Here is a 22,839-nt window from a genome sequence, read left to right on the forward strand (position 1 = left end):
AGTTGGTGAGATTTTTTAATGCGATTAAATTGATAACTGTTCCGTTTTTAAAACATCTTTTAGTAAATTGACTGCTTCATCAATTTCTTGTTCGCGCACTGTTAAAGGTGGTAATAATCGAATCACTTTCGGGCCGGCTGCAACCGTTAATAGACCAGCTTTATCCAATGCTGCAACATATGGTGCCACATCTTCGCCACCAAGGCTTAGACCAAGCATTAACCCTTTTCCTTGAACTGAATATTTATCTTCCGGAAAAGCTTCTTCCAGTTTTTCAATAAAATACGCCGATTTTTGTTTAACATTATCCAAAAAGGCATCATTGAATATTTGATCAATAACTGTTTGTGCAACGGCAACACCTAATGGATTTCCGCCGAATGTCGTACCGTGCGTACCGGCACTAAATGTATTAAACAGCTTTTCTGTCCCGAGGATCCCACCAATCGGGAAACCGCCACCAAGACCTTTTGCCATTGAAACAATATCCGGTTTGATAGCTGTCTGTTCATATGCAAAACGTGTTCCTGTACGTCCGATACCTGTTTGTACTTCATCAACAATAACTAAAATATCCGATGATTGCTGAATTTCATGAATGGCTTTCGCGAATTCATCCGTTGCAGGATTTACTCCGCCTTCACCTTGAATCATTTCTAGCATAATTGCAGCAGTATCTGCATCAACTGCAGCTTTTAATGCTTCGACATCATTAAACGGCAATGTAATAAACTCGCTTACTAAAGGACCGAAGCCTTTACGTACTTTATCTTGTCCAGTTGCGCTCATCGCACCAAATGTACGTCCGTGAAAGCTCTGTTCAAACACAATGATTTTATGTTTCCCTGTATGCTTTCGTGCTAATTTAATAGCTGCTTCATTCGCCTCTGCACCACTATTACAGAAAAATGCATACGATAAATGCAAATCTTCCACTAATGATGCAGCAAGTTTTTCCTGTCCTGGACTTTCAAATAAGTTACTAATATGCCACAGCTTTTGACTTTGTTTTTGAATCGCTTCAACGATTAATGGATGTGCATGCCCTAAACTACAAACAGCAATGCCGCTCGTAAAATCTAAATATCTTTTCCCTGTCGTATCAAATACTTCTGTTCCTTTTCCTTCGACAATAGCAAAAGGTCTTCTTGCGTAATTTTGGAATAATGCACTCATTTCACTAGCTCCTCACTTAAAATAGTCGTCCCTGTTAAAGTTTCATTAACAATTTGTACAGAAGGAATGCCTGCCTTCAAACAATTAAGGGCGCCTTGCACTTTCGGAATCATTCCACCGTATATCTGCCCTTCGTCAATCCATTTTTCGATTAAGCTTGGTGTCACTTCCGTCTGGTATTCATCCTGTATGCGAATACCGGCGACATCCGTCACAAGCAGGAGACAATCTGCCTCGACAGCCAATGCAATTTCACTTGCCACTGTATCACCATTAATGTTCAGCGCCTGCCCATCCTTCGTTGCACCGATACAGGCAATGACAGGTACAATTCCAGCTTCCGTCAAAGAGTTTAACATATTAATATTAACATGCTTCACTTCTCCTACATATGCGTAAGTTTCATAATCTAAAAATTCACTCTCTAGCAACCCGCCATCAAATCCATTCAGTCCAATGGCAGAAATATTTGCTGAATGGAGCTCATGGACGAGTGAAGGATTTACTTTTCCGATTAAAGTTGACTGTACTATATCGATCATTTCTTCACTCGTTACACGCAGTCCATTTACTGTATGTGACTCGATTCCGGCAGCAGCTAATTCGCGGTTGATCGCAGGTCCTCCACCATGGGTAATAATGAGTTGGATACCTTGTTCCTGCAATGCTTTAAAACTGTGAAAGAAGGTCTCATTAAGACCTTCTAATGTACTGCCACCAAGCTTGATGACCATTTTACGAGCGGTATGATGCGTTGATTTGAACGTAGTCATAAGTCAAATCACACCCCCATGCAAATCCGTGCCCTTTACCGACTTCAAGCGACACATATATTTTTACTTCATGCTGTTTTAATATTTCGATTAGCTCTTCTTCGGAAAACTTAATTGGTTCGCCATTTTCCACCATTGTTGCACCACCAATTTTAATTGTGATTTTATCAGGATCGATTACAGCTCCGGAATAGCCAACTGCTGCAATAATACGTCCCCAGTTTGCATCACAGCCAAATACTGCTGTTTTCACTAGTGGTGAACCTACAACTGTCTTCGCGATTTTACGTGCTTCTTCATCTGAAACTGCTCCATCCACTTCTACTTCAATCAGCTTTGTCGCGCCTTCCCCGTCACGTGCAATTGACTTTGCTAAATCTTCTGATACGAGACGTAGTGCTGTGTAAAAGTTTTCCCAGTCCGGATGTGCAGGAGATAGCGGTTCGTTTCCCGCTATGCCGTTTGCCATTACAATAACTGTATCGTTCGTTGATGTATCTCCATCAACTGTAATTGAGTTGAATGTGCAATCCGTTACACTCGATAAAGCTTTTTGCAGCTCTTCTGATGCAATATTGGCATCTGTTGTAATAAACCCGAGCATTGTCGCCATATTCGGTTCAATCATCCCAGAGCCTTTGGCTGTTCCTGAGACAATTACTTCCTTGCCATCAACGATCGTTGCATAAGTTGTATTTTTCATTACTGTATCTGTCGTTAAAATTGCTTGAGAAAAATCAATACCGCTTTCTAGCTTTGAATCCGGATTTAATAGCTCCACACCTTTTTTAACTGGCTCCATCTTCATAATTTCCCCGATGACACCCGTTGAGGCTACCCCTACCAAATTAGATGCAATGCCAAGCTTTTTTGCGGCAAGCAGTTGCATTTCATATGCGTCCAATAATCCTTGTTTCCCTGTGCATGCATTGGCATTTCCTGAATTTACGATGATCGCCTGCATTTTTTTCGTTTCATATACAACTTCTTTTGTTACTTTTAACGGTGCTGCCTGAACTGCATTTGTCGTAAATACACCGGCAACGCTTGCTGGTACTTCACTTATTAGAATCGCTAAATCTTTTTTCTTATGTTTAAGTCCGCAATGAACACCTGCTGCAGTAAACCCTTTTGGTGATACGATATTTTTGCTTGATAATTTTTTCATTTCTATTGTTGAAGTCATCTAATGACCCTCCCTTAAGTTAAATAAAATGCGGAACGAGTTGTAAGCCTGTTTGCTGCGGGAGGCCGAATTGGACATTCATGTTCTGAATTGCCTGGCCGGCCGCTCCTTTAACTAAATTATCAATCACACCGATAATCGTTGCCCGATTTGTCCTTTCATCAAGCTTCACATATATATCGCAATAGTTCGAACCTTTCACACGGTTTGTTCCTACTGCGGATGCCTGTTCAATGACACGGACAAATGGATGGTTTTTATACGTTTCTGTTAAACAGTCCACTAATTGATTTTGTGTTACACCATCCGTTACTTGTGTATAGGAAGTTGCTAAAATACCGCGTGTCATCGGGACTAGATGAGTATTAAATGTTATTGTTGTTTCGATATCAGTAAACATTGAAATCGCTTGTTCGATTTCTGGAATGTGCTGGTGTTCATTAATTTTATAAATTGAGAAGCTTTCATTTGCTTCACTGAAATGCGTTGCTTGTGATGGTTTGTTACCTGCTCCTGAAATTCCGCTCTTCGCATCGATGACCAAGAAGCTCGGATCAATTAACCGATGTTTTATAAGAGGCAATATGGATAATAAAACAGCCGTTGGATAACAGCCCGGGTTGGCAATTAAATCGGCTTTTTCAATAGCCGGACCATTCCACTCCGTTAATCCGTATACACTTCGGTCCACCACTTCCTGTGGAGCCGGATTTTTTTTATACCAAGTTTCATAGCTTGCTAAATTTTTCAGCCGGAAGTCCCCGGATAAGTCAATTAATTTTGGTCCCCGTTCAACTAAAGAAGGGAAAATCGTACTTGATACCCCAGACGGCGTACTTGCAAATACAACATCGTATTCCGCCAATGCATCATCGTCCAATTTAAGTAATGGCTGATTATAAATATCCGTTAAATGTGGAAATTTATCCGAAAATCGAGTTCCTTCATCAGAGGATGTAAATAATCCAATATCTTCTACTTCTTTATGATTATGCAAAAACCGTAGTAGTTCTAGTCCGCCGTACCCTGTTGCACCAATAATACCTGCTTTCATGTTGTCACCTCGTCATTTTTATATAGCCGAAAAAATTTTTACGAAATTCTAAATGATAAAAATAAGTATAAGTATGTATATTTATTTAGTCAACTGTATTTTTATATAATTGTAGATTATTCTAAATTATCGTAAAATAACAACGCAAAAGGCGCCTACATATGTAAGCGCCCTGATTTAAGAAGTACCGGCATATAAAGTTAATCTTCCATTGTTGATAAGTCGCCTGCCGGTAAATCGAGTTCCCACGCCTTTAACACGCGGCGCATAATTTTACCGCTTCGAGTTTTCGGCAACTTATCTCTGAATTCAATTTCTCGTGGTGCTGAATGGGCAGATAATCCTGTTTTTACAAAGTCCCGAATATTTGCTTCAAGCGCATCACTAGGCTCTACCCCTTCACGCAATGAAATAAATGCCTTAATAATTTCACCGCGTACCGGATCTGGTTTACCAATTACACCTGCTTCCACTACATCAGGATGTTCAAGCAGTCTACTTTCCACTTCAAATGGTCCAACTCGTTCTCCAGCCGTCATAATAACATCGTCAACTCGACCTTGGAACCAGAAGTAACCTTCCTCATCCTTAAATGCAGAATCTCCTGAAACATACCATTCTCCTTTTAAGAAATAAGATTCATAGCGTTCTGGATTCCCCCAAATTTGCCGCATCATCGCCGGCCACCCTTTTTTGACAGCCAAATTCCCCATCGTATACGGCGGTACTTCATTGCCTTGATCATCTACAATCGTTGCATAAATTCCCGGCACAGGTTTCCCCATCGAACCCGGCTTAATATCCATCGATGGGTAGTTGCAGATCATATGGCCTCCTGTTTCCGTCATCCACCATGTATCGTGAATACGATGATTTAAAATCTCCATACCCCATTTCACTACTTCCGGGTTTAATGGTTCACCAACCGATAAAACATGACGAAGTGTAGAAAGATTATATTTACCGATAATGTTCGGACCTGCACCCATCAACATTCGAAATGCAGTTGGCGCACTATACCATACTGTGACTCCATATTCCTCAATTGCTCCATACCAAGCTTGCGGACTGAAACGCCCCCCGATAACTACATTAGTCACACCATTTAACCATGGACCAAATATTCCGTAAGCTGTCCCAGTCACCCAACCAGGATCAGCTGTGCACCAGTAAATATCATCTTCCTTTAAATCCAGTACCCACTGTGCTGTCTGATATTGCTGAACCATTGCATAATGGACCTGCAATACCCCTTTTGGAGCACCTGTTGAACCGGAAGTATAATGCAAAAGGGAGCCATCTTCCTTATCGACCCATTCAATGTCAAATTCTTGAGATGCCTCTGCAAAGTATTTATTAAAATCTAATATCTTATCAGTTTCTTCTATATTTTCCCCGACTACAAAAACCGTTTTTAAATGAGGCAGCTTTTCTAGCGGTACTCTGTTCAACAGTGCAGGCGTTGTAATGATTGCTGTCGCCTCACTATCCATTAAACGGTCATATACGGCACCTTCCATAAATGCTTCAAATAATGGTCCAACAATCGCGCCAATTTTCAATGCCCCAATTAAGCTGAAATAAAGCTCCGGCGTGCGTGGCATAAAAATAAAAATACGGTCCCCTTTTTTTAAGTCCGCCTTTTTCTTCAATACATTCGCAGCTTTATTCGTATGACGTTTCATATCATAAAAAGAATATGCTTCTTTTCGGTTCCCATCATTATAATAAAGAGCGACTTTGTTTTTGCGGTGTGATGTTGTATGCCGGTCTATTGCTTCATATGCAATATTAACCTTCCCCGTTTCAAACCAAGAAAATGCTGTTTCACTATGTTGCCAATCATGAGTCGCAGCTGTTTCCTCATAATTTTTTAAATTATGTTCCCCCGGAATAACTGCAAGCTTTTCCATTGTTTTCATCCCCATGAAAAATCCCCTTTCAATAAAAACTACAATCATTTTACAATAAAAATACTATAATAGGCAAAATATTTAAAACTTTCAATCAATTTAGTTACATCTCGCGAATTTAAGCGTATTTTCGCATGAAATAGAGTATAATAGATTTATTAAAAGCAGGTGGTGTGATTATGATTCATGTGAAAAATTATTATCGTCTTGAATTCAAAACGAAGAATGGTAATGTTTTAGTAGAAGGACCTGTTTCTTCCGCAAAACTAGCTACCTACACATTACATGAAGATTTAAAAGCTTTTAGACCTTCCCATCAGCAGCATGAAGCCCTTGTCGGGATTGCTAAGCTGGAAGAAGGGCGCATTATTGTCATTCGACAGGATAACCTTATCGTCGGCTATGTTACGTATCTCTATCCAGATCCGTTGGAACGCTGGTCTGAAGATCGGATTCCAAATATGATTGAGCTTGGTGCCATTGAAGTCATTCCTGCTTTTAGAGGATCCGGCGCAGGCAAAAAATTATTGGAAGTATCATTTATGGATGATGCAATGGAAGATTATTTAGTGATTACAACTGAATATTACTGGCATTGGGATTTAAAAGGAACTGGTTTATCTGTTTGGGAATATAGGAATATGATGGAGAGAATGATGACTTCTGTCAATTTCGAATATTATGCAACAGATGATCCTGAAATTACATCCCATCCTGCCAACTGTCTAATGGCGCGTGTAGGGGCACGTGTCGAAAATGAGACAATGGAGAGATTTGACAGACTTCGCTTTAGAAATCGTTTCATGTATTAATTCTTATCACAAAGGGGAATGAAGAATGATTGTCGAAGAAATTATGCAAAGAGAGATACATACACTCCTGCCCGAAAACACAGTACGTGACGCTGTACGCCTTATGCGAGATAAAAATATCCGTCATGTGCCAATTGTTAACAAAGATAAACTGGTTGTAGGAATTGTTACAGACCATGACTTGAAAAATGCTTTGCCATCTCGTTTGCGTGAAGAACCAGACTCTACTATTTATGATGCCCCAATCGAGAAAATCATGGTTAAAAATCCGATAGTCGGTCATCCGCTAGACTTCGTTGAAGAAGTAGCCATGACTTTTTATGATGCTAAAATCAGCTGTTTACCTATTGTTACTGCCGGAAAACTAGTCGGCATCGTAACGACGACAGATTTACTATATACTTACATCGAACTAACAGGCGCACATAAGCCTGGTTCTAAAATTGATATTCGGGTAAATGACAAACCCGGCATGCTTTTTGAGATAACGAAAGTATTCCATGAAAACAAGGCAAATGTATTAAGTGTTCTCGTATATCCTGATGGTGAAAATGTGAAGTCCCGAATTGTAAGTGTCCGTCTGCAAGTAATCAATCCGCTGCATATTATTGAAGAATTGCGAAAGCAAGGATACGATGTATTGTGGCCAAACTTGCCTGGCGTTACATTATGAAAAAAGCTGTATTTATTTATTCACCAGAACAACTCACTTACAAATTTTCGGACACACACCCGTTTAACCATAAGCGATTACACTTAACGATTGATTTACTAAAAAGTATCGGTGCACTCCAAGATGAGGATATCGTCCCCGCTCGTATTGCAATAGATGAAGAAATTGCGCTGGCCCACGACTTGCAGTATATTGAAATCGTAAAAAAAGCAGGTCATGGCGAGTTAACAGCTCAACAGGGGGAACCATATGGTATTGGAACAGAAGATACACCGATTTTCAAAAATATGCACGAAGCTAGTGCATTGTTAGTTGGCGGGACTTTACAGGCGGTCGACCAAGTACTGCAAGGTAAATCTCAGCATGCATTAAACTTGGGCGGCGGACTTCATCACGGTTTCCGAGGAAGAGCTTCCGGTTTTTGCATTTATAACGATAGCAGTGTAGCTATTAAATATATTCAGAAAAAGTACGGGCTGCGTGTTTTATATGTAGATACTGATGCACATCACGGCGATGGCGTTCAATGGACTTTTTATGATGACCCGAATGTATGTACATTATCGATTCATGAGACAGGACGCTATTTGTTTCCGGGTACCGGCAATATAACAGAACGCGGGAATGGTGAAGGGTACGGGACTTCTTTTAACTTCCCGATTGATGCGTTTACGGAAGATGAGAGCTTCTTGGAAATATATGAACAGTCAATGCGGGAAGTTTTTGAATTCTTCAAACCGGATGTTGTTTTGACACAAAATGGTGCAGATGCACATTATTTTGACCCGCTTACACATTTATACGGGACGATGAACATTTATAAAGAAATACCGAAGCTTGCGCATAGATTGGCACATGAATATTGTGAAGGTCGCTGGATTGCTGTTGGTGGCGGAGGGTATGATATTTGGCGGGTTGTCCCACGGGCCTGGTCACATATTTGGACGGAAATGACCGATCAGCCTGCTCCGACTGGACCGATACCGCAGCAATGGCTTAATAAATGGCAATCGGAATCACCTGTTCCGCTAATCCCGACTTGGCATGATCCACAACCTTTATATGATCCTATTCCGCGTAAAGCAGAAATTGAGGAAAAAAATGCACGAATGCTTGAAAAAGCACTACATATTATTCGTACAGAAAAAAACCGTTCGTAACGATTGCTATAAAGTTCGGACAACATTATAAAGCTATAATAAAACAAAGCGCCTGTCAGCTGATTGACAGGCGCTTTTGTTATTTACTCGAACCACGCTTTTCTATGCGGTGAGGTAAGATGACATGTTGCTGTTCAACTTCCTCTTTGTTCATATACTTCGTTAATAGGCGCATTGCGACTGCTCCAATATCGTATAAAGGCAATACAACACTTGTAAGTCTTGGTCGTACCATGCGCGCTAGTTTTGAATTTTCGAAGCTGATGATTTCAACATCATTCGGTACATTTTTTCCGCTATCTTGAATGCCATGTACTAGTCCAATTGCAAGCTCATCGTTCCCGACAAAAATGGCTGTAGGCGGTTGCTGTAGTTCACTTAAATTCTCCCAGCTTTCCAAGCCGTCATCATAAGAGCCATCTCCGGCAACAATTAAAGCATCATCTATTTCAATGTTTGCTTTTTCAAGAGCATCTTTATAGGCTGCAAGTTTATGCTGACCATTCACTGTATACTGCAACGGACCTGAGACAAATGCTATTCTATTATGTCCATTATTAATTAGTGTTTCTACAGCTTCAAATGCCGCATTATAGTAGTCAATGTTTACAGAAGCTACTTTTTCAGTGGAACTGATTGAACCTGCCAATACAATCGGTACTGGACAAGCTTCAACTGCGCGTTGAATATTTTCGGTTACCTCTTCACTCATCATCACAATACCGTCAACTTGCTTTCCTAGCATCGTATCAAGTAAAGACAACTCTTTTTCTTCATTTTGATCTGAATTTGCTAAAATAATATTATAGCGGTACATTGTCGCAATATCTTCAATGCCTCTTGCAAGCTCGGCATTTAAATTATTCGAAATATCAGGGATGATGACTCCTACTGATGTTGTTTTTTTACTTGCTAAGCCACGCGCTACTGCATTTGGACGATATTCGAGACGCTCAATCACTTCCAACACTTTTTTTCTTGTCGCAGGCTTAACATTTTGATTTCCATTTACTACGCGAGATACGGTTGCCATTGATACATTCGCCTCACGTGCAACATCATAAATTGTGACAGTCAAAAGTTTCTCCCCCTTTTTATCTTAGTGATACAAGTTTTTATAAACGACTAGTTGAACTAATTGTTATGTATAGCTTCATCATATAATATTTTCATTTCTATTTTCAATCTAAAACCTAGTGAATACCTGGTTTTTTCAGCAATTGTCTTAAAATATTCAAAAAGTGTGCTATCAACACGATAGCACTTGTTTAAATTCGCTATTTTTTTATTGAACGGTGTATCCTCCATCCCATACTACCGCTTGTCCCGTCATTCCTTTTGCTGCATGACTGCATAAATAGATGACTAACGCTGCAATTTCGCAAACATTAATTTAGCGCTTTTGTGGCACTAAAGGATAGAGTACTTGCTCCAATACATCCTCAACCGCTAAATTCCGTGTTTTAGCTAAATCGTAAAATTGATTTTAACTAGTTTCGTTTTGCACAATGTTACTCCCACTTATATAAGGTATTTAGAAAAAATTGTAATTTCCTATACTGCAATTCGTCAAAATAAAACATGCAGAAATACATAAAGGCCCATGTTGAAATGACTCAACATGGGCTTATTAATGATTATTTTGACACTTCGTATTGTTTCATGAATTTTAAAAGTTCATCGTAGTAAGCGTTGAATGTCGGGATATCCATTTGCTGTTGCTGATCCGATAATGCGATTGATGGATCTGGATGCACTTCCGCCATTACACCGTCTGCTCCAATAGCGATTGCCGCTTTTGAACATGGTAATAATAAATCACGACGACCTGTAGAGTGCGTCACGTCTACCATTACCGGTAAATGTGTTTCTTGTTTTAAAATCGGAACTGCCGAAATATCTAACGTGTTACGAGTTGCTTTTTCGTATGTGCGAATACCGCGTTCACATAAAATAATGTTTTCATTACCTTTTGACATGATGTATTCAGCTGCATGGATGAACTCATCAATTGTCGCTGCTAAACCGCGTTTTAATAAGACAGGCTTATTCGTTGATCCAGCCGCTTTTAATAGTTCAAAGTTTTGCATATTACGGGCACCGATTTGAATTACATCGATGTAATCCAATGCATGGTCTAAATCAGCAGGTGTTACAATTTCAGTGATGACACCTAAACCGTATTCTTTAGAAACATCTTTTAAAATCTTTAGCCCGTCCAGACCTAAGCCTTGGAAATCATACGGAGATGTACGTGGTTTGTATGCACCACCGCGGATTAATTTTAACCCTTTTTCCTGGATTGTTGCAGCTACTGCAGCAACTTGTTCATATGACTCAACTGCACATGGTCCAAATACGAAAGAAGGAGCACCTGTACCGATTAATTCACCATTTACATTAATGACAGTATCTTCTGACTTTTCTTTACGTGAAACAAGTAGTTCTTTTTTCTTTTCTGCTTCTAATTGTTTAAGCGCTGTTTTGAAGATTTGTTTAAAAATATAATCAACCGTCATTTGATTTAACGGACCGTTATTGTTTTCTTTAATTAAGTCAAGCATATGACGCTCACGTAGCGGATCATAGCGATTGACACCTTGCTTTTCTTTAATCTTACCAATTTCTTCTACTACTGCTGCACGTTCATTAATTAAACGTAAAATTTCTAAGTTCAAGCTGTCAATTTGGCTACGTAAGCTTTCTAAATCTTGTTGATGCATATTCCTCTACCCCTCTTCTTTGCGTATCCGGCACTTTCAGTTAAATAAAAAGTATGATACATTTTTAAGTAATAATCTTATTATAATCAAACTATTGTAGAATGTCACGCATTTTTAATTTAGCGCTTCAACTCGCTAAAGTATATTGTGATAATAATAGAAAGGAAGCGTTTTCATATGGCAAACAAATTGTTCGCACTTGATATCGGAACACGCTCCGTTGTCGGTATTATTTTAGAGCAGCATGCAAATACATATCATGTCGCCGATATTTTAGTAAAAGAACATAAAGAACGTGCAATGGTTGATGGCCAAATACATAACGTCCTGTATGTTGCGGAGCTTATACAGGAGATTAAAACTGAATTGGAAGAAACTCACGGTCCTTTGGAGAAAGTGAGTGTAGCAGCAGCCGGGCGTGCATTAAAAACCGAACAGGCCAGTGTTTCTATTTCTATTAAAAACCGACCGATCTTTACTGATGAAGATATTAACCGCCTGGAGCTGCAAGCCGTTCAACAGGCTCAGCAGCAATTATTGCTTCATAAAGAAGATACAAAAAATAACCATTATTACTGTGTAGGCTATTCGGTTTTATATTTCCGTTTGGATGGAGAAGAAATTGGGAGCCTCCTTGATCAGCAAGGTGATGAAGCATCCGTTGAAGTGATTGCCACTTTCCTGCCGCGCGTTGTCGTGGAATCATTGCTTGCGGCATTAAAACGTGCCAATTTGGAAATGGAAGCCCTCACGTTAGAACCGATTGCCGCGATCAATGTACTTATTCCTCCTTCAATGCGCCGATTAAATGTGGCACTTGTTGATATTGGTGCCGGAACTTCAGATATTGCCATTACAGACAAAAGTACGGTTGTAGCATACGGAATGGTGCCGACTGCTGGTGATGAAATTACCGAAAGTTTAAGTGACCATTATTTACTGGACTTTCCAGTCGCTGAAATGGCAAAACGCCAATTGCATACGAGCGAGGAAATTCTCATTCAGGATATTTTGGGATTTGACGAATATTTTCCACGTGAAGAAGTAATCAAAGCAATATATCCTGCAATTGAAAATTTGGCAAAGTCCATTGGCGAGGAGATATTACGGTTAAACAATAACACCCCTCCAAAAGCGGTCATGTTAGTTGGCGGCGGGAGTTTGACACCCCGCTTGCCTGAAGAAATCGGCAAAACATTAAATTTGCCGTCTAACCGAGTAGCGGTACGTGATGTGAATGCCATTCAGAATTTAACACGTGCACAACATATTGCCGAGACACCTGAGCTTGTGACACCGATTGGAATTGCGATTGCCGCACAAAAATCACCGATCCATTACATGTCAATTCAAGTAAACGAGCAAATTGTACGACTATTTGAGTTGAAGGAAATGACAGTCGGTGATGCATTTTTGGCTGCGAACGTCAGAGCAAAACAATTATACGGCAAACCCGGACACGGTTTGTCGATTACAGTGAACGGTCAAAATGTTTTCGTGCCAGGTGAGCATGGACAGCCTGCACAGATCATATTGAATGGTGAAAATGCTTCGATTAAATCCCTTATTAAAAATGGAGATCAAATAGAGCTGATACCAGGAAAAGATGGGACAGCCGCATCTGTTACTGTAGGGGACATTATTGACCATGCTTCCGTAAAGACTGTGACAATTCAAGAAAAGGAATACAATGTTGAACCGAAAGTATTTCTATACGGTAAAATTGTAAAACTGGATACTCCTTTACAGGACCGAGACGTAATTGTCGTCGAAACAATCGAAACGGTGGAAGATGTTTTGAAATCACTGAACCAATCTATCCATATGCAGCAGTTCCAATCATATTTTCTTCATATCGATGGGAAACCTGTATCGTTCCCTGATTTTTCATCACAGCTTTTCATTAACGGAAAGCCGGGAAAATTGCATTACCCTATTCAAAATGGAGATATCATTACATTTGAACAGCGTCATTTACCAACAGCTGAACAAATTGCGGCACATTTGAATTTGTTGTTGGAAGAAAAGGCGATTGTAATATTCCAGCATGAACAAGTCGAACTTGTAAAGGTTGCCCGTGAGTTTTTGGTAAACGGTCAAGTTGTCCAACGTGAAGCAACAGTTCCGAATGGGGCTACAATTAATATTATTGAAAAAGATACAAGCAAATGGATTTATCAAGATATCTTTCGCTTTTCCAACTGGCAGCTTCCTGCGTCATTTAAAGGTTCATTTACGATTTTACGTAATGGACAGCCTTCTTCATTTGATGCTGAAATATTCGGTGGCGACCAACTTGAAATTCAGCTTACCGATCAACCGGTTGTTGAATAATAAAAAAACGGCTCCCAATAATTATTGGGAGCCGTTTTTCTTATTGTACATCTGTATGGCGTGTTGAGTTTGGGGCGATATCCGGGTCTGTATTTACGCTATCCGGATCCGGAGCTTCAGCAGCTAGTACTTCTTCATCTACCATTTTATCTAATGGCAGTGGTTCCTCACCTTCTGATGAAGCTGTTCCATCATCGAGAACTGGTGGTTGTTTCGCTGTTTTCGCTTTTACTTTTTCAACAATTGAAGAAGATTGTTCTTTTAATTGCGTTGAAAGCTGTGCTGTCTTCTCCTTTGCAGTGCCTGAAAGCTCAATACTCTTATCCTTTAATGTGACAGCTTGTACCGCAACATCATTACGCATTTCACTGCCTGTCTTCGGTGTAAGTAATAAAGCTGTCGCTACACCAACAATACCGCCTACCAATGCGCCGATAACAAAATCCTTAACGTGAATTTTTTCATCATCATAAATCGATTCATCTAATCGTTTATAATCATAGTTTACGCGTTTTTCTTCCATTTTAAAAACTCCCCCTTGTTATTGAATGTCATTTTCCCTATTACTTGCGTTTTAAGAAACCAAACTTTGACTTCTGGCCTAAATTTGGTGGTGTTTCATTTGTTTTAGTACTCGTATAAATAATATCTTCTTCATTAATCGGCTTGCGCTGACGCCATTGGTCTGCAATCCCCATCGCAACATTGCTCCATTGAACGACTTGCGCAATCTTATCTTCATTTTTATGCACTTCTGTTGAAATCGATGTTGTAATACGTTGAACTGATGAATTCAAATTATTCACAGAATCCCCAACACCTTTTACAGCATGCATTACTGAATTTAACTTCTCCGATTTATCTGAAATATCATCTGCCAATGCATTTGTTTTTGTAAGCAGGCTTGTCGTCTCACGTGTAATGCCTTCCATTTGCCCTTCAATACCGGCAACTGTTCCCGCAATTGAATTTAATGTATTCTTAACAGAAAACAAAGTCATACCAATACTTACACATAGGACTAAAAATCCGATTGCAGCCACTAATGCCGCAATATAAAGTAATACTTCCATCAAATATAACCTCCTCTATCTAGTTCCATTTATTACATTCGACAAAAATTGCGACAATCCTTTTCCTAGAAAAGCATTTTTTCCGCATAACCCTTACGAAATACAAGCTCTTCTTACGTGAATATTTTTAATTTGTTATTTATTTATTCACTAAAGGTGAATGGCCATTTTGTCCATGCTTTCATATTCCCCAATCTCTTGATGAATAAAACCCTTTATGAATAGAAGTTCTATATTTATCCCGCATTAACTGAAAGCCCGATTGGTTCGGACCAACACGATGTTGGTCGGTACAGGACTTAACGGTTTTAGGTACTGTTCCTCTTCTAATCAGTAGGGGGTGAAAAAACTCCTAAGTGTAGTTTCACTTTATGTATGGAAAAACAGCTTATCCTGTTACTTATAGGTTAAGCTGTTTTTCAATTAATTCAAAATTGCTTCAAAGGCATCTTGATATTTATGAACATCTCCCGCTCCCATAAACAGGAATACGGCATTTTCATGTTTTTTAAGTTGATCTACTGTTTCGATTGTTAAAACAGTACAGCCATCGATTAAGTTTGCTAAATCATGAATCGAAAGCTCTCCATGTTTTTCGCGTGCTGAACCAAAAATATCACATAAGTAGGTTGCGTCGGCACCGCTCAAACTATCCGCAAAGTTTTGTAAAAATGCTTTAGTTCGAGTAAAGGTATGCGGCTGGAATACCGCTACTACTTCACGATCAGGATATTTTTGTCGAGCTGATTGCAAAGTTGCCGCAATTTCTGTCGGATGGTGTGCATAATCATCCACTAAAATCGCATTGCCAACTTTTGTTTCAGTAAAGCGACGTTTTACACCGCCATAAGTATTAAGGCGTTCTTGGATCAGTTTTGCTGGAACCCCTTCATAATGACACAGTGAAATTACCGCCAACGAGTTTAAAATCGTATGGTCACCGAATAGCGGGATAAAGAATTTACTGTAAAACTCATTACGTACATAAACATCAAATTCCGTACCTTCCGATGTTTTTACAATATTACGCGCCGAAAAATCATTAGCAGGATCAAAACCATAGTAGACAACTGGTACATTTGCTTGAATTTTCTGAAGCTGTTCATCATCTCCGCAAGCAATGATTGCTTTATTCACTTGTAAAGCCAGCTGTTGGAAAGCATCGTATACATCGTCAATGCTCGTGAAATAATCCGGATGATCAAAATCAATATTCGTCATAATTGCATAATCCGGATGATACGCTAAAAAGTGACGACGGTATTCACATGCTTCCATAACAAAATATGAAGCATCTTTTTTACCTGAACCAGTACCGTCACCGATTAAATACGATGTCGGCATATAACCGCCTACAACATGGCTCATTAAACCAGTCGTAGACGTTTTACCATGTGCACCTGTAATGGCAATAGAAGTATAGCGGTTGCTGTATTCACCTAAAAATTTATGGTAGCGAATGACCTCAACACCCAACTCGCGTGCACGCACTAACTCTGGATGATCATCATTAAATGCATTCCCTGCAATAACTGTTAAACCTTCTTTAATATTGTTTTCATCAAAATTTAAAATTTCTATTCCGCGGTCACGTAATGGTTGCTCCGTAAAATAGTATGTTTCATAGTCGGAACCTTGTACTTGCTCTCCTGCATCAAATAGAATTTGTGCCAGGGAACTCATGCCTGAACCTTTAATACCTGTAAAATGATAGCGTGTCATTATTTATAAAACCCTCCTAGGATACGAAGACCCCATTGAATTATCAATTTATTGTTTCAAAGTATGCCTACATTATAGCACTAAATACACGTTACGATAATTGAACGACAATTCTAATTTTTTTAATTGTTCAACTTGCTGGTGCTTTAGCCTCCGAATTGCTCAAACAGCTCTTCCTCTGTAATATATACATCTCTTGGTTTGCTTCCTTTTGGTTCTGAAACATAACCATGTCTCTCTAACATATCGATTAATCTAGCTGCTCGATTATAGCCAATATGATAACGGCGTTGTAAAAGTGATGTCGATGCTGAGCCTTGTTCATACACAAATCGGCATACCTCTTCAAACAACTCGTCTTGTTCCTCTATTGTTTCTGAGCGTTTTAATAATTCTTCCTGTTTAAAAATATATTGTGGCTCGCCTTGTTCACGTACATACTCGATAATTTCTTCGATTTCATCATCTGTTACAAATGTACCTTGAATACGGGTTGGAGCCGACATTCCATTTCCTAAATATAGCATATCTCCACGTCCCAGCAATCGTTCGGCACCCTGTGAATCCAAAATTGTGCGAGAGTCGATTTGTGATGATACTGAAAAGGCGATACGCGTTGGAATATTGGACTTTATCAGACCAGTTATAACATCTACGGATGGGCGCTGTGTAGCAACAATTAAGTGTATTCCTGCAGCACGGGCCTTTTGCGTAATTCGTACAATGCTGTCTTCCACATCTTGCGGGGACATCATCATTAAATCTGCCAACTCATCGATGACAATTAATAAGTATGGAAGCTTCTGTGCATACATACCATTTGCATCACACATTTTATTATATGCTTCTATTTTACGTGCACCGCTGTGCATAAATAACTCATAACGTCTTTCCATTTCCTCAACTGCCCATTTTAACGCTGCTGTCGCTGCTTTAACATCTGTAATAACCGGGCTGACTAAATGCGGTATATGGTTAAATGGCGCAAGTTCTACCATTTTCGGGTCAATCAGCATAAGCTTTAATTCATTCGGATTTGCTTTATACAGCAGGCTGACTAAAATCGAGTTAATACATACCGATTTACCCGATCCTGTCGCACCGGCGATCAGACCATGCGGCATTTTCCGTAAGTCAATTGTGACCGGCTTCCCTGTTAAATCCAAACCAAGTGCTGCTTCCAATGGTGAATCCGAATCTTTAAACGAAGCTGATTCTGTTACTTCTGAAAGGCGCACCGAACGGGAAATCCGGTTTGGAATCTCAATACCGATTGATCGTTTCCCCGGAATTGGCGCATCAATTCGAATATCTTTTGCAGCTAATGCCAATTTAATATCATCCGTTAAATTGCGGACTTTGCTTACCTTTGTCCCGTGCCCTACTGTAATTTCAAATTGTGTAACAGCCGGTCCTTGAACAATCGATTCAATTTGCGCCTGAACCTGGAAATGCGATAGTGCTTCCACTAAATTTTCGCCTTGTTCATCCATCCAGTCGCGGTCTTCCACCATTTCCTCCGGCGGTACTAAGTAATCAAGAGGTGGTTTTACATAAGGTATTCTTTTAACTGGAGGTGCTTCTATTATGGTCTCAGCTTCCTCTGCTACCACTTCTTGAGTAGAATGTGCTTTTATGTCTGCCGTTTCGTCAACAATTGGCTCTTCCTCTTCTATAACTGACGGAAAATCTGTCACCTCTTGGATTTCCGGTACTTCTTGTACGTTCAACGTTTCCGGAACTTCTTCCACTACAGCTTCCGTAGTTGCGGCGACTTCTAATAGCTCTTCTACTTTTTCAGGTATATCGGATTCACGTTCCAGCAGTCCAACTGATGTAGAAGTCGATGTTCTCACCGTTTGTTCTTCGTACTGATTATTCGGCTCATGCTTCACAACTTGCTCGTTAAACGTAATGACTTCAGCATTTTCCTGTACTTGTCGTACTTCATTCTGAGATAACTGAATTTCTTGTTTAACAGTTTCTACTTCATCATTCTTATCATGTTGCACTATATCCTCAGTATGAACTTCAATAGTTTCTTCAATCGGTTTAATATTGTCTTCTTCTTGCTTTACTTCGTCTACTTTATTTTTTTTACTCTGCATGCTAAGCTGCTGTTCTACAAATTGTTTCGTCATCAGTTTTTGCTTGTCTGACTTCAGCATCACCACGTTAAAAGGAACACGGCTTCTCGTACTGATTGGCTGTATTGGATCCGTTTCTTCCTTCTTCTCTTCAATTACAATGGCTTCTTCAGATGGAGGCATTTGCTCCACATTTAATTGACCGATGTGTATCGTGGAATTTTCAATCGTTACATGCTTTACTTGTACATCATTGATTGTTTCTGCAACGGAAGATTCTTCTTTTACAGCTTCTTCCGCTTTCTCTTCATCTTCTATTTCGATAACTGCTTCTGTCGGTTGTTCAAGTACCTCTTCTTCCACCGGCTGCTTGTCTTCTTCAACGGATTCGCCGTTTTCGACTGAAATCAATTCTTCTTCTTGCACAAGTTCTGGTTCTTGTGGTTCCGTTTGTGCAACTACTACTTCTGATTCAAGAGGTTCCGTTTGTGCAATTTCTTCTTCTGAATCAGGCTCGTGTAATTCTTGTTCATAATTTGTTACAGCTTGTTGTTCTTCCTCATTTGGTTGTACAACAACCGGTTCAGTCGGCTGTTCTGCCGTTTCATTATGTTCTGGGGCAATTATTGTTTTATGCTCGTGCTCTTCTTTTTTAAGCTTTTCATCCTGCTGCTTTTCAATTAATTTTTCTATTGATGACGGCTTTTTAAAACCATGTACCGGCGACGGAACATCTGTAGGAATAAAACGTTTCCTAATTTCTATCGGTTTTAAAATTTGTTTATTTTCTGTTCTTTCTGCGCGTAAGGGCTTATTGTGACGTATCGCTTCCCGTTCTTCTTTTAAATTCGGTAGACGGCGAACAGGGTCTCTTGTATGAATGACATTTGTGTGGCCTTTCCCTTTACGACGGCGTTCAAGTAAATCTCGTATACCGGAAACTTCGACATCAAATACTTCCTTGGCTGTATGCTTTTGCAAGTAATTAGGTAATGTCAGTTTTTCCTTCTCATCATCATAAAAGCGCGTCGTTTGTCGCTGCTCATTATCCTGTTTAGCTGTTTCCTCATAATCATCTTCTATTAGAGGAAATCGGAATGCTTTTTTTGGCGCATCAGTTTCTTCATAATAATTTTGCTGTGCTTGTGATTGTTTTGTTTGATCTATTTCATCCGATTCTGGAGAATCTTCATACTCATCATATTCTTCCTCTGAATCCATTCTAAATAGTTTATTAAATTTATTTTTAATCCAACTCATAAATACCACTTCTTTCCTTAAAAACATTGCCGTGCAAATCCCACTATTTGCAACGGTCTTTATTCTATTTAAATTGCTGTGTATAAATAATATACACCTCAAAAGCATATCATATTTGCCGGGTAAATGCGCTTTGTCGCTGATATTTTTAAGGATAAAAAAAAGTTAGTATGAGAGACTCAGCTCAACATACTAACTTATCGTACTTATTAACGAGTTGTAACCTCGAATGGGCTTCCTACTTCTGCAGAATCCTCCAGTACTAAAATACCTTTTACTTCAGGTGCGCCCGGAATTGCTAGTTCACGAGCAGAGCAAAGCATACCGAATGAATCTTCACCACGTAAGTTTCCTTCTTTAATCAATAAACCTGAAGGCATAACAGCGCCAACTTTAGCTACAACTACTTTTTGGCCAGCGTCAACATTCGGTGCTCCACATACGATCTGTAATGTTTCATCCCCAACATTTACTTTACAAACACTTAGTTTATCTGCATTTGGATGCTTTTCTTTTGATTCAACATAGCCAACTACAAATTTAGGTGAGAAGTCTACATCTAAAGAAATTTCTGCGCCATTTGCTTTTAAAGCTGCTTCTAATTTCTCTACTATTTCCGGTGTTACTTCCACATTACCTGCAACATCCAGCTCTAAGTACTTGCTAGCATTAAAAAGGTTAAATGCTTTCACTTCACCAGTCGTCTCTTCTTTTAAAATGGCTACATCGCCAGCGCGATCCATCGCTGTTTTTACGATCGGCTCCATTGATAATTGAACTAATAGGACATCTCCTACATGTGCTTTGTTGTAAGCTACTTTCATTTTTCTTCTTGCTCCTTTTTCACTTTGTTTTTCGCTAAAATAAATATTGGTTCTAAATGACCGTTTTCATATACAAATGACAAGCTCGTAATCGGAACCGCGCCAACTGTAAAGAAATGCATCGTCATCTGCGCTAATACATCATAACCTACTTCATTCCGAATATCACCAATAATTAATACATCCTGATGTGGGACAGATACCGTCATTTCGCCTTCAATTTGACTTTCCATTTCCTTTAAAAAGCTTTCGTTTAAAATACGGCTTGCATCATAACCATCATTCTGATTTAAAAAATAATAAACATTGCCCGAAACTTCATCACGTTTAACAGATGTCGGCAATTTTTTTACAGAAAAGCGGGCTGCTTCGCGTATATGCTCCTCTGTGACATTTAATTTCGGCAACATTGATTCATCTATTAAGCGATAAGTTGTGCCTAAGTCGAGAGCATAATAAATACGTGTTTCCGCTGTATGATCCGTCATGACAAAAGCATGGCCATCATTCGACTTTTTGGGGAAGGATGTTGAGCGGATAATCGGATAAACAGAAGCAAGACCGGCAAAGCCCTGTTCTTCTTCCCGTTGCATTGCTAAAAATGTTTGCTCAATTGTATAAATAACTTCATCAATTGCCTGCTGTTTTTTCTTCTCGTACTTCGTTAAAATTTCGGGTAAAGAGATATCCATCCCTCGTCCAATTTTTTTATGTTCAAGACGTAATTTATCATGCTTTTCATCGAATGTGAATGTAAAGTTTGCCTCACCTAACTTAGTCTTCAGTTTAGCTACTAACTGTTTCGATTCCATTCAACCACTCCTTTATCTAATCAAAAACGGCTCACAAATGTGAACCGTTCCATTTACTTCATCTATTGTAACAAAAAAGCTATGTGATTACTTTACTCAACGCCTCAACTAGTTAACCACTTTCACTGTTTTCACAATCTCCATCATTTCCTGGATTTTATCGTCAATTTTCTTATCCTCGGAAATAGTCGACAGCTTAACGCCGCCTAAATTAACGATCAGCTCATATTTCTCTTCAGGAAATTTTGTGACAGCAGAAAATCCGAATTGGCCATCCGATTCGAATGTTTTCTCTTTAACAATTTCATTTTTGTTTTCCTGCATTAACAAGTCATACTGTAACTGACTGTCTTCAGGTTCATTCTGATTAACGAATAATATATAGGAATCTTTACCGTTCAGAATTGTATAATTCAGTTCATCGATTCCTTTTTCAATACTATAACCTTTTGGTAAGTATAGCTCTATATGTCCAATCGTTTTGTTTGCTTCGTTCGGTTCGCTGCTAAACATTGTTTCAGCATTTTGCATCCCTGCTTGTGCCTGTTCTTCGACTGTCTGACTGCATGCTGATAATATAACAACAAGTGAAGTAAGCAAAAACGCATGTATCCATTTACGACTCATTGTTTTCCCTCTCTTTCAAACGTTCCATCAGTATCATAATAATTTTTCGAGCCGTAATGCAACGAATGTGCTCTACATCCGGTCCTATTGCTCTTTATTTATTTTAAACAAGATTTGACCGACTAATAACTTAACAATATGTTCAAACATTTCTTTTCGGTCGATTAAATTATTTGAGAAAATACCAATTGCTCCTTGATGGTGACGAATATTTTCGCTATCTGTATAGACGTCCATCACCGGTCCAAGTTCCTTGCCCATACGAAGCTCCTGTGCAATTTCTTCCGGCAAGGCAAATTGAGCTCCTGAGCTGGCAATAACCGTCCCATCCTTTAAAACAGCCGCCCCCCAGTTACAGCAATACATTGTTCCTTCTATTTCATCGACGCCACCTTCAAGTCCAAATGTTATATCCGCATTTGTAAGCATCATTGTATGACGTGCACGGTTGATCGCACCTTGTCTCGTTTCTTCATTTGAGAAGGGCTGAATCGATACATCTGAAGGTACTTCCATATTTTCGATTGTGGCTTCAGGAAAATACTGTTTGGCAATTGCTTCAACAGCACCTAATTTCGCCTTATTTTTCGATCCGACTGCTACTCTCATTATTTCATCTCCAAGCTATTC

Annotated in this window: 19 protein-coding genes and 1 pseudogene; 4 read left to right on the forward strand and 16 right to left on the reverse strand. The window is 39.3% G+C overall.

Annotated elements, in window-relative coordinates:
* Window positions 1-24: 24 nt before the first annotated feature.
* The 5 genes from AC0VXV_RS14545 to acsA form a co-directional block, all read right to left on the reverse strand.
* Window positions 25-1,176 (reverse strand): acetylornithine transaminase, encoded by a 1,152-nt coding sequence (locus tag AC0VXV_RS14545; RefSeq protein ID WP_475528938.1) that lies wholly within the window; start codon window positions 1,174-1,176, stop codon window positions 25-27.
* A complete protein-coding gene (gene argB / locus AC0VXV_RS14550; protein WP_475528939.1) occupies window positions 1,173-1,949 on the reverse strand; it encodes an acetylglutamate kinase in 777 nt (258 codons plus the stop codon). The genes AC0VXV_RS14545 and argB overlap by 4 nt, the downstream gene beginning before the upstream one ends.
* Entirely contained in the window at window positions 1,912-3,135 is a 1,224-nt protein-coding gene (gene argJ, locus AC0VXV_RS14555) for a bifunctional ornithine acetyltransferase/N-acetylglutamate synthase (protein ID WP_475528941.1), read from the reverse strand. The genes argB and argJ overlap by 38 nt, the downstream gene beginning before the upstream one ends.
* Window positions 3,136-3,154: 19 nt before the next feature.
* The gene (gene argC, locus AC0VXV_RS14560) at window positions 3,155-4,189 is read right to left on the reverse strand and encodes an N-acetyl-gamma-glutamyl-phosphate reductase (protein ID WP_475528942.1); all 1,035 of its coding nucleotides are present in this window, start codon (window positions 4,187-4,189) and stop codon (window positions 3,155-3,157) included.
* Between the two features lie 200 nt (window positions 4,190-4,389).
* Entirely contained in the window at window positions 4,390-6,117 is a 1,728-nt protein-coding gene (gene acsA, locus AC0VXV_RS14565) for an acetate--CoA ligase (protein ID WP_475528943.1), read from the reverse strand.
* A 164-nt stretch (window positions 6,118-6,281) separates the two neighbouring features.
* On the opposite strand from acsA, the gene AC0VXV_RS14570 reads away from it, so the two are divergent.
* From AC0VXV_RS14570 to AC0VXV_RS14580, 3 genes are read left to right on the forward strand one after another with little or no spacing between them, the layout of a single operon-like run.
* Window positions 6,282-6,914, forward strand: a complete 633-nt coding sequence (locus tag AC0VXV_RS14570; RefSeq protein WP_475528944.1) for a GNAT family N-acetyltransferase — start codon at window positions 6,282-6,284, stop codon at window positions 6,912-6,914.
* Window positions 6,915-6,939: 25 nt separating this feature from the next.
* On the forward strand, window positions 6,940-7,587 hold the full coding sequence (locus AC0VXV_RS14575; protein ID WP_475528945.1) for an acetoin utilization AcuB family protein: 648 nt from the start codon (window positions 6,940-6,942) through the stop codon (window positions 7,585-7,587).
* Complete coding sequence (locus AC0VXV_RS14580; RefSeq protein ID WP_475528946.1) at window positions 7,584-8,747, forward strand: acetoin utilization protein AcuC; 1,164 nt, start codon at window positions 7,584-7,586, stop codon at window positions 8,745-8,747. Before AC0VXV_RS14575 ends, AC0VXV_RS14580 begins: the two co-directional genes overlap by 4 nt.
* A 79-nt stretch (window positions 8,748-8,826) precedes the next feature.
* On the opposite strand, the gene ccpA is transcribed toward AC0VXV_RS14580, so the two are convergent.
* From ccpA to AC0VXV_RS14595, 3 genes and pseudogenes are all read right to left on the reverse strand, one after another.
* A complete protein-coding gene (ccpA, locus tag AC0VXV_RS14585) occupies window positions 8,827-9,825 on the reverse strand; it encodes a catabolite control protein A (protein WP_475528947.1) in 999 nt (332 codons plus the stop codon).
* A gap of 207 nt (window positions 9,826-10,032) precedes the next feature.
* Window positions 10,033-10,233, reverse strand: a pseudogene (locus AC0VXV_RS14590) (SDR family oxidoreductase); the annotation flags it as partial.
* Between the two features lie 151 nt (window positions 10,234-10,384).
* Window positions 10,385-11,470, reverse strand: coding sequence for a bifunctional 3-deoxy-7-phosphoheptulonate synthase/chorismate mutase (locus AC0VXV_RS14595; RefSeq protein ID WP_475528948.1), 1,086 nt, complete (start codon window positions 11,468-11,470; stop codon window positions 10,385-10,387).
* A gap of 177 nt (window positions 11,471-11,647) precedes the next feature.
* On the opposite strand from AC0VXV_RS14595, the gene pilM reads away from it, so the two are divergent.
* A complete protein-coding gene (pilM, locus tag AC0VXV_RS14600; protein ID WP_475528949.1) occupies window positions 11,648-13,804 on the forward strand; it encodes a pilus assembly protein PilM in 2,157 nt (718 codons plus the stop codon).
* A gap of 40 nt (window positions 13,805-13,844) precedes the next feature.
* Here the strand turns inward: pilM and AC0VXV_RS14605 are convergent, their stop codons facing one another.
* The 8 genes from AC0VXV_RS14605 to AC0VXV_RS14640 all read right to left on the reverse strand — a co-directional run bounded on the left by AC0VXV_RS14605 (window position 13,845) and on the right by AC0VXV_RS14640 (window position 22,818).
* Window positions 13,845-14,327 carry a YtxH domain-containing protein gene (locus AC0VXV_RS14605; protein ID WP_475528950.1) on the reverse strand — a complete coding sequence of 161 codons (483 nt, stop codon included), beginning with the start codon at window positions 14,325-14,327 and terminating at the stop codon, window positions 13,845-13,847.
* Window positions 14,328-14,367: 40 nt separating this feature from the next.
* Window positions 14,368-14,877, reverse strand: coding sequence for a DUF948 domain-containing protein (locus AC0VXV_RS14610; RefSeq protein ID WP_251686455.1), 510 nt, complete (start codon window positions 14,875-14,877; stop codon window positions 14,368-14,370).
* A 423-nt stretch (window positions 14,878-15,300) separates the two neighbouring features.
* Window positions 15,301-16,599 (reverse strand): UDP-N-acetylmuramate--L-alanine ligase, encoded by a 1,299-nt coding sequence (gene murC, locus AC0VXV_RS14615; RefSeq protein WP_475528951.1) that lies wholly within the window; start codon window positions 16,597-16,599, stop codon window positions 15,301-15,303.
* Between the two features lie 146 nt (window positions 16,600-16,745).
* Entirely contained in the window at window positions 16,746-19,946 is a 3,201-nt protein-coding gene (locus AC0VXV_RS14620) for a DNA translocase FtsK (RefSeq protein ID WP_475528952.1), read from the reverse strand.
* 209 nt (window positions 19,947-20,155) lie between these two features.
* The gene (gene ytpR / locus AC0VXV_RS14625) at window positions 20,156-20,770 is read right to left on the reverse strand and encodes a YtpR family tRNA-binding protein (protein ID WP_475528953.1); all 615 of its coding nucleotides are present in this window, start codon (window positions 20,768-20,770) and stop codon (window positions 20,156-20,158) included.
* A complete protein-coding gene (locus AC0VXV_RS14630; RefSeq protein WP_475528954.1) occupies window positions 20,767-21,582 on the reverse strand; it encodes a DUF1444 domain-containing protein in 816 nt (271 codons plus the stop codon). The genes ytpR and AC0VXV_RS14630 overlap by 4 nt, the downstream gene beginning before the upstream one ends.
* A gap of 108 nt (window positions 21,583-21,690) precedes the next feature.
* Window positions 21,691-22,209, reverse strand: coding sequence for a hypothetical protein (locus tag AC0VXV_RS14635; protein ID WP_475528955.1), 519 nt, complete (start codon window positions 22,207-22,209; stop codon window positions 21,691-21,693).
* Between the two features lie 84 nt (window positions 22,210-22,293).
* Window positions 22,294-22,818, reverse strand: coding sequence for a DUF84 family protein (locus AC0VXV_RS14640; protein WP_475528956.1), 525 nt, complete (start codon window positions 22,816-22,818; stop codon window positions 22,294-22,296).
* Between the last annotated feature and the right edge of the window lie 21 nt (window positions 22,819-22,839).

This window comes from Solibacillus sp. iso_87, assembly GCF_056173085.1.